The organism is Chrysiogenia bacterium (assembly GCA_020434085.1).
Taxonomy (GTDB): domain Bacteria; phylum JAGRBM01; class JAGRBM01; order JAGRBM01; family JAGRBM01; genus JAGRBM01.
Map to the genome: position 1 here is coordinate 1 of JAGRBM010000051.1, position 7,686 is coordinate 7,686.

Sequence of the window (7,686 nt, forward strand, 5' to 3'; positions counted from 1 at the left end):
GCCCTTGTGGCGCGCAGCCGATGTGAGGTAAAACTAACACTATCCTCAATGTGAGCGGCCCTGTAGCGGGAGGCGGTTGCGACAATGCGTGGCATTTGCCACACAACGATGAGACGGCGTCCGGCGTTTCTTGCGCTTGCGCTCCTGCTGTATCCGCTGTTCTTTCCTCTCGTCGCCAACTCCCAGGACACCCCGCTCTCGCCCGATGAGGCGCGCCAGACACTCACTGAATGCGATGCGCTCTTTGAATCCCGGCGCGACGAGCCGCCCGTCACCGAAGAGCTCGTGGAACGCTACGAGCTCGTCGCCCAGTGCCTGCCGGGTGACTACGAGGCGCACTGGAAACTAGCCCGCGCTTACTGGTGGGCGGCCGAGAGCGCATCCGACTCCGATGAAATGGCGCGGCTCGGGCGCCTGGCCTACGAGACCGGCATCGAAGCCGCCGCACTTGCCGCGGACAAACCCGAGGGCCACTACTACGCCGCCGCCGGCGTCGGCGAGTGGTCGGAGGGGATCGGTATCGTGCGCGCGCTCTGGGAGGGGCTCGAGGACAAGTTTCTCACGGAGCTGCGCGCCGCAGAAAAGCTCTCTCCCGACATTTTCCACGGCGGTCCCGACCGCATCTGGTGCCGTTATTACTACCGGCTTCCCTGGCCCAAGCGCGATCTCGAAAAGAGCGAGGCCCACTGCCGCGCGGCGCTGGAGAAGGGTCCGCGCAGCATCCGGGCTCATTTCTATTTCGCCGACACCCTCAAGGCCCGCGATCGCGATGAGCCGGCTCATGCAATGCTCTCGAAATGTCTCACGATGAAACCCGAAGAGGACTACGACCCGATCGACGGCGCGCTCAACCAGCGGCTCTGCCGCGCGCGCGCAAAGGAGTGGGGCTTTTGAACAAGAGCGCGGAGCAGATCGACCGATACTACTTTGAAAAGCGCGACCAGCCCGGAGGGGCGCAGGAACTGGTGCGCATGTGTCGCGATGCGGTTGCGCACCGGCGCAATGACTTCGGTGCCTGGTGGCGACTCTCGCGGGCGCTCTGGTGGCTGGGCGAGCAGACCGAGGACACCGCCACCAAGCGCGATGCCGGGCGCGAGGGATTTGAAGCCGGAGAGCGGGCCGCGCGCATGGAACCCGAGAAACCAGAGGGCCACTACTGGGCCACCACCTGCGCCGGCGAATGGTCGCTCGGGATCGGTATTCCCGAGGCCATCATCCGCGGCGTCGAGCGCAAATTCCGCGCGCACCTCGAAGCAGCCGGGCGCGCAGACCCGCAGTTCGATCACGGCGGAATCGATCGCATCTGGTGCCGCTACTACTTCAAGCTTCCCTGGCCCAAGCGCGATCTCTCGCGCGCGATCCGCCATGGCGAGGCCGCGGTCGCCAGCGATCCGCTCAACGCGCGCTCACGCTACTACCTGGCCGAAGCCCTCTGGGATCACCATCGCCAAAATCGCGCACGTGAGCAGCTCGGCATCGCGCTCGTCCTCAAGCCAGGCGAAGACTTCGATCCCATCGATGGAAGGTTCATTCAGGAAAAATGCGCGATACTCGCGCGGGAGTGGCACGTCCGCTACTAGGCGGCAGTTCTATTTCTGGAGTTCCCTGCGCTCGCAGGAGGTCTTCATCCCCAGCGCGCAGGCAGTCTGGAATGCCTCGATTGCCTGTTTCATCTCGCCGCGATTTTTGTAGACATCACCCAGCGTGTCGTAGGCGTTGGGGTCGCCCGGCGCGAGCTTGACCTGAAACTGGGCGGCGCCCAGGGCGGCATCGAGCTGTTCAAGCCCGATGTAGGCATAGGCCATCTCGTTGTAGACCACCGGGTAGATTGCGAACTGGTTGATCGCCTGCTCGAAGTAGGCGATCGATTCGGCGTTGGCGTCGGCGAACCAGAGCAGCGAAGAGCCCGCAAAACGGTAGCCACTGGGAAAGAGCGGAAAGGCACTGAGCGCGCCGTCGAAACAGGCCTTCGCCTTGGTTACATCACGGTCCTGCTGGAGCGCGCCGCGGCAGGCCACCAGCGCCCGGCGGGCAGGCTCGAAGCTCGGGATGCGGTCGAGCGCGTTGCGGTAGGCACGAAGTTGCGCGAGCTGCTCCGAGCGTTTGAGATTGCCAAGCGCCGCGGCGTAGTCGTCGAAGAGCATGGTCAGCCACTCATTGGGAAAGCCGAGGACCATCTCCAGCCCCAGCAGGTAGCGATCCCAGCCCTCCACCGCGCGGGCGTCGTCGCCGCGCTGGAAAGCGGCGTCGGCCAGCAACGACCTCACCAACGCATAGTTGGTGTGGGTATTGCCAAAGGTCTTCTGCACCAGCGGAAGCGCCTCTTCAAGGGCGGCGGCGGCTTCCTGGGTCATGTGGGCACTCAGATAAAACGAGCCGGACTCGATCAGCCCGACGATGAGCTGCTTCTCATCCCAGCCGCGCCGCACTTCGATGGAGTCGGCGTAGATATCCGCCGCTTCCTTGTCGCGCCCGAGCTTGTGCAGGACCCGGCCTGCAGCGCTCAGCGAGTAGAGCAGTGTGTCGCTCTTTTGGTTTTCGCTTGCATTGAAGGCGCGCGTGACCTCCAGCCCCTGCAGGTAGCACTCCAGCGCCGTATCCAGATCGCCCTCGCCCTCGGCGCGTTGGGCTTCGTACCAGAGCTTGCCCCAGTGAAGCAGGTCTCCCTCCTCGAAGTCGGGCACCACATCGAGCCACGCAATCGCCGGCGCTTCCTCGTAGGTCGGCACGCCCGGCTTGAAGCTCAGGCGCTCGACGGTATCGGGGAACTTCGCGGCGAATTCCTCGTAGTAGCCGCGCACTTCTCCCACCGCGGCCGGGTCCATGGCAAAGAGCCGTTCCACACTCCACACCGCGCGGGCAAAGACCTGATTGGCTTCGTCGTAGCGTTTGTGTTCCGTGTAGTAGCGGGCCAGCTCCAGCAGCGCGCTGCTGAAATAGCTGGCAAAGGTCTGCCCGCCCGCCTGCTGCACCGGCTGTTCGAGGTAATAACCATTGATCCGTCGCACCAGCGACTGCGAGAGCAGCACGGCGCGTTTGAGGATCTGTTCCTGTTCTTCCGGCCTGCCCCGCTCCCCAAGAAGCGTTGCATACTCAAAGAGCGTGGGAAGGCGCTGGTAGGAGGTTTCCTCGGGAACGGGAGATTCCTCCCACAGCTTCAGCAGCTCCCGGTAGCGCTCTTCGGCAGCTTCGAGCTTGTCCTGCTTGCTGAGCGCGAAGGCCAGCGACTCAACGAATCCGGGCAGGAACTGGAGGCGCGCGTAGGCGTTTTCAGTCGGCAGCAGACCGATGGCCTCCAGCGAGAGGGCCTCGGCGAGGGGGTAGTTCTCCGCCTCCAACGCGGCGTCGAGTTTGCCCTGCAGCGTTTCGATTTCGTCTTCCCAGGGCTCGGGCCCCGCCGGTTCGGCGGGCGCGCTCTCGGCGGCCTCGGCGGGTGCATCGGGCGCATCCGCCTTCTGCGCGCACCCGCCTACACCGGCGATCAATAAGATCGCCAGCAGCAGACGCACCAACGGGGCAAGAGCGCGGAACATCGTCTTAGTTCGAGAGCCCTGGAATGAATTTCAACAGGCCCGGCATTCCGGTGGCAAGCTGACGGATGATCTGGATGAGGTCGAAGTAATCGCGCCAGGCGGTGATCTTGCCGTTCTGAATCTCGAAAGTACCCATCACCGGCAGCTCGACGTAGATCCCGGCGACAACCATGGAATCGATGCGCTCGGTGAGCACGGCGTTTCCTCCGGCGGCGACGTTCACATTGACCGCGCGGAAATCACGGGTCCACTTCATCGCGTTTTCGAGGGTCGCCTGGATGCGCTTCCTACCGCGAATCGGGGGCAGCGGAATGTTGTGATAGACGGCATTTTCCGAGAGCATTGCGCAGGCGCCGGCAACATCATTCTTCTCGCACGCGCGCAGGAATGCGCGGACGATGGCAATATTTTCCTCGCCCGTTGCGAGCGGGGCCGCCTTCTTTGCGGCCTTCTTCACCGCTTTTTTGGCTGTTTTCGCAGTAGCCTTTTTGGCGACTTTCTTCGCGGTTTTCTTTGCAGTCTTCTTCGTCTTTTGGTTGGTCTTCTTGGCAGTGGCCATGAGAGTCTCTCCCTGCGGGATTCGCGCTGGCTAGGGCCCCGGCCCTTGCGGGCAGCGGCGCTGGCGCGACACTAGCCGATCATTCACGCCGACGCGAGGGCCACCTCTCCGTCGGGGCATGGGGCACCCCGGCGTGCGCTGGCATATTCGCGTCGGGGCGCTATAACCCTCCACACGTCCCAAGCCGGACGCCCGCCGGCCCGCCCGAGTGCGGGGCCGAGCCCAGCTCCCGGAGCCCAAGGTTCATGGCAGTCATCAAACAAGACGATCTCATCGAAAGCGTCGCCCGCGCCCTCCAGTTCATTTCCTACTATCACCCGACCGACTTCATCGAAGCCGTCAAGGAAGCCTACGAGCGCGAGGAGTCCGAGGCGGCCAGGAACGCCATGGCACAGATCCTGGTCAACTCCCGCATGTCGGCCATGGGCCACCGCCCCATCTGCCAGGACACGGGCATCGTTGCCTGCTTCGTCAAGATTGGCATGGACGCGAAGTTCGATTCGAGCCTGACCGTGCAGGAAATGGTCGATGAGGGCGTGCGGCGCGCCTACAAGGATGAGATGAATCCCCTGCGCTTTTCCATCGTGAGCGATCCGGCCGGCGCGCGCATCAATACCAAGGACAACTCGCCCGCCGTCGTGCACATCGAGATGGTGCCCGGCGACAAGGTGGACGTGACGCTGGCCGCCAAGGGAGGCGGCTCGGAAAACAAGAGCAAGTTCACCGTGCTCAATCCCAACCAGAGCGTGGCCGACTGGGTCATCGAGATGCTGCCCAAGATGGGCGCCGGCTGGTGCCCGCCGGGAATGCTCGGCATCGGCATCGGCGGCACCGCCGACAAGGCGATGGTGATGGCCAAAGAATCCCTCATGGAGCCCGTCGACATTCACGAGCTCAAGGAGCGCGGTGCCAAAACGACGGCAGAGAAGCTGCGCCTGGAAATCTACGAGCGCGCCAACGCGCTGGGTATCGGCGCGCAGGGCCTTGGCGGCCTGACTACGGTGCTCGACGTCAAGATCATGGAATACCCGACCCACGCGGCTTCACTGCCCGTGGCGCTTATTCCCAACTGCGCGGCTACCCGTCACATCCACTTCCAGCTCGATGGCAGCGGCGCGGCGGAGTTCACGCCCCCCGATCTGTCCATCTGGCCGGATCTTGGAGAGGGATTCAGCACCGGTGCCAAGCGCGTGAACATCGACGGCATCAGCGACGAAGAGATGCGCAGCTGGAAGGCGGGCGACACCCTGCTCATTTCCGGCAAGATGCTCACCGGCCGCGACGCCGCGCACAAGCGCCTCAAGGGACTGCTCGACAAGGGCGAGCCCCTTCCCGAAGGCGTCGATTTCCGCGGGCGCTTCATCTACTACGTGGGCCCGGTGCGCGCTGTGGGCGACGAGGCGGTTGGGCCTGCAGGCCCCACCACCGCCACGCGCATGGACTCCTACACCGATATGATGCTCGACAAGACTGGCCTCATGGGCATGATCGGCAAGGCAGAGCGCGGCCCCGAGACAGTCGAGTCCATCCGCAAGCACAAGTCCTGCTACCTCATCGCCGTGGGCGGCGCCGCCTACCTCGTCTCGAAGGCAATCCGTTCCTCGCGGCTCGTGGCCTTCGAGGACCTCGGGATGGAAGCCATTTACGAATTCGAGGTGCAGGACATGCCCGTTACCGTCGCCGTCGATTCCGAGGGCAACTCCGTCCACGTCACCGGCCCACAGATGTGGCAGAAGAAAATCGCCGAGGGCGCCGGGAAGTAACGCCGCCATATGCCAATTTCAGCGGGCCGCGCCGGAAGGCGCGGCCCGTTTTGTTTGCGGCGGCTGGACATCGCAGCGCGCCGCGTGTACCGCTGGAGCACCATGGGATGGATCCGCCGCAACATCGAGGAGATCGAGCGCGACCGGGCGCTGCAGTTCTTCGGCCTCGCGCTGGCGCTGGCCAACGTGCTGACCTTTGCCTACTGGCAGTTCCGGCTGCCGGTGGCGGAGGTGCTCGCTTCCGACGCCATTCCCATCTGCTGGCCCTTCTTCAATGACTGCCACCTGGTGCGCGTCTTCTCCGGCGGGACGATCAGCGCGCTGCTGCTGGGATACCTGGCTGTCTCGCTCGCTGCCGTCGCCGCGTTTGCCAGCCCTCGCTTTGCCAGGGCGGGTTACTGGATTCTCGTCGCGCTGCTCTTCTACCGGGGTTTCTTTCTCTTCCAGGACTACCGGCTGCGGCTCAACCAGCACTACATGCTCTACTGGTCGATGCTGGCGTTCCTCTTCGTTCCGGGAAAGCGCGTGGCCATCCGCTACCTCGTCATCCTGTTCTACTTCTGGGCCGGCATCATCAAGCTCAATCCCGAGTGGATTTCCGGCGAGGCGCTCATGGGCAAGGAGCTCCTGCTCATTCCCAGCTCGCTCATCCCCGCCGGCTGCGTTTACGTGATTGTTCTGGAACTCGTCCTGATCTTCGGCCTGCTTTCCAGGCGTCCCTGGCTGTTCTGGGCGACGATGGCGCAACTTGCGCTCTTCCACCTGGCCTCGTGGGGCATCGTGGGCTTCTACTATCCGCTGCTGATGGTGTGCATCCTGAGCATCTTCGTGCTCGAGCGCTACATGCTGCCGCCACCGCAACTTGAGATCCCCGACGCCCCCTCGCTCACACGCAGCCGCAAGGTCGCATTGGGCGTGTTGCTGGGCGGGTTCTTCACCATTCAGTTCATTCCGCACCTCTATCCGGGAGATTCCGCCATTACCGGCGAGGGGCGCTTCTTCGCATTGCACATGTTCGACGCGCCGCTTGAATGCCAGTCCGTCGCGCTCGTCTACAATCCAGATGGCAAAGCGGGTCGACTGCCGCTTCGCGCGCCCCACATGCCAGGGCGCATCCACTGCGACCCCCTCGTGTATTGGAGCATCGCGCGCCACATCTGCCGCGAAAATGCCGGGAACCCCAAGTTTACCGACATGAGCGTGCTGCTTCGCACCCGCCGCAGGGGAGAGACCGACTGGACGGGCGTCATGGCCATTGAGAACTTCTGCCAGCGGAACCTCCCCTATCGCGTGCTGAGCCACAACGACTGGATTCGGAGCGATCAGGAGGACCAGTGAGGGGCGTTGCCTTCCACTGGATCGCCGATCGGCGCACGGACCTTACCTGGTACGTCGGCTCGGCACTGGCGGGCTGGTTCTATGTCGCACTGATTCTCCTGCTGGGCCGCGGGCTGGCCGATCCGCTCAACGATCCCCTCTGGACATTCTCGCTCTTCGGGGCCGAGCTTCCCATCACGCTCACCGTGCTGGTGTTCTGGTCCTGGGCCTTTCTGCTCGACGGGCCCCACCTGTGGGCCACGCTCGGAAGAACGCTGCTCGATCCCGATGAGTGGCAGATCCGTCGCAGGGAAATTCGCCGCTCCTTCTGGTTCTTCGCGCTCGGCCCGCTGGCGGTGCTGAGCCCCTACTTTCTTGCCGCCGGAGCGGGTCTTGTCGGGCTGAGCTTTCCTGCGGGCTCTCTGGCAATCGGCTACTACGTCTTCTTCACCTTCTTCAAGCTCTGGGCCTACTACCACGTGGTGCGCCAGCACTGGGGCTTCTTCCGGCTCTA

At 63.9% G+C, this 7,686-nt stretch carries 7 protein-coding genes; 5 read left to right on the top strand and 2 right to left on the bottom strand.

What is annotated here, in order from left to right:
* Nucleotides 1–108: 108 nt before the first annotated feature.
* Both KDH09_01595 and KDH09_01600 read left to right on the top strand, forming a co-directional pair.
* Nucleotides 109–894, top strand: a complete 786-nt coding sequence (locus tag KDH09_01595) for a hypothetical protein (GenBank protein ID MCB0218363.1) — start codon at nucleotides 109–111, stop codon at nucleotides 892–894.
* Nucleotides 891–1,580: a hypothetical protein gene (locus KDH09_01600; protein MCB0218364.1), complete on the top strand. Its 690-nt coding sequence runs from the start codon at nucleotides 891–893 to the stop codon at nucleotides 1,578–1,580. Before KDH09_01595 ends, KDH09_01600 begins: the two co-directional genes overlap by 4 nt.
* 9 nt (nucleotides 1,581–1,589) lie before the next feature.
* Here the strand turns inward: KDH09_01600 and KDH09_01605 are convergent, their stop codons facing one another.
* Together KDH09_01605 and KDH09_01610 are read right to left on the bottom strand one after the other, a co-directional pair.
* Nucleotides 1,590–3,533 carry a hypothetical protein gene (locus KDH09_01605; GenBank protein ID MCB0218365.1) on the bottom strand — a complete coding sequence of 648 codons (1,944 nt, stop codon included), beginning with the start codon at nucleotides 3,531–3,533 and terminating at the stop codon, nucleotides 1,590–1,592.
* A 4-nt stretch (nucleotides 3,534–3,537) separates the two neighbouring features.
* Complete coding sequence (locus tag KDH09_01610; GenBank protein ID MCB0218366.1) at nucleotides 3,538–4,092, bottom strand: nuclear transport factor 2 family protein; 555 nt, start codon at nucleotides 4,090–4,092, stop codon at nucleotides 3,538–3,540.
* 245 nt (nucleotides 4,093–4,337) lie between these two features.
* Here KDH09_01610 and KDH09_01615 point away from each other — a divergent pair, with 245 nt between their 5' ends.
* The 3 genes from KDH09_01615 to KDH09_01625 all read left to right on the top strand — a co-directional run.
* A complete protein-coding gene (locus KDH09_01615) occupies nucleotides 4,338–5,855 on the top strand; it encodes a fumarate hydratase (protein MCB0218367.1) in 1,518 nt (505 codons plus the stop codon).
* Nucleotides 5,856–5,909: 54 nt separating this feature from the next.
* Nucleotides 5,910–7,193: a hypothetical protein gene (locus KDH09_01620; protein ID MCB0218368.1), complete on the top strand. Its 1,284-nt coding sequence runs from the start codon at nucleotides 5,910–5,912 to the stop codon at nucleotides 7,191–7,193.
* Nucleotides 7,190–7,686, top strand: a 497-nt coding sequence (locus KDH09_01625) for a hypothetical protein (protein MCB0218369.1), incomplete at its 3' end; no start/stop codon positions are given. The genes KDH09_01620 and KDH09_01625, both read left to right, overlap by 4 nt.

Bases quoted from the DNA above. Each gene is read 5' to 3' on its own strand.
- KDH09_01605 (MCB0218365.1), bottom strand. From the start codon at position 3,533: ATGTTCCGCGCTCTTGCCCCGTTGGTGCGTCTGCTGCTGGCGATCTTA.
- KDH09_01595 (MCB0218363.1), top strand. From the start codon at position 109: ATGAGACGGCGTCCGGCGTTTCTTGCGCTTGCGCTCCTGCTGTATCCG.
- KDH09_01615 (MCB0218367.1), top strand. From the start codon at position 4,338: ATGGCAGTCATCAAACAAGACGATCTCATCGAAAGCGTCGCCCGCGCC.
- KDH09_01610 (MCB0218366.1), bottom strand. From the start codon at position 4,092: ATGGCCACTGCCAAGAAGACCAACCAAAAGACGAAGAAGACTGCAAAG.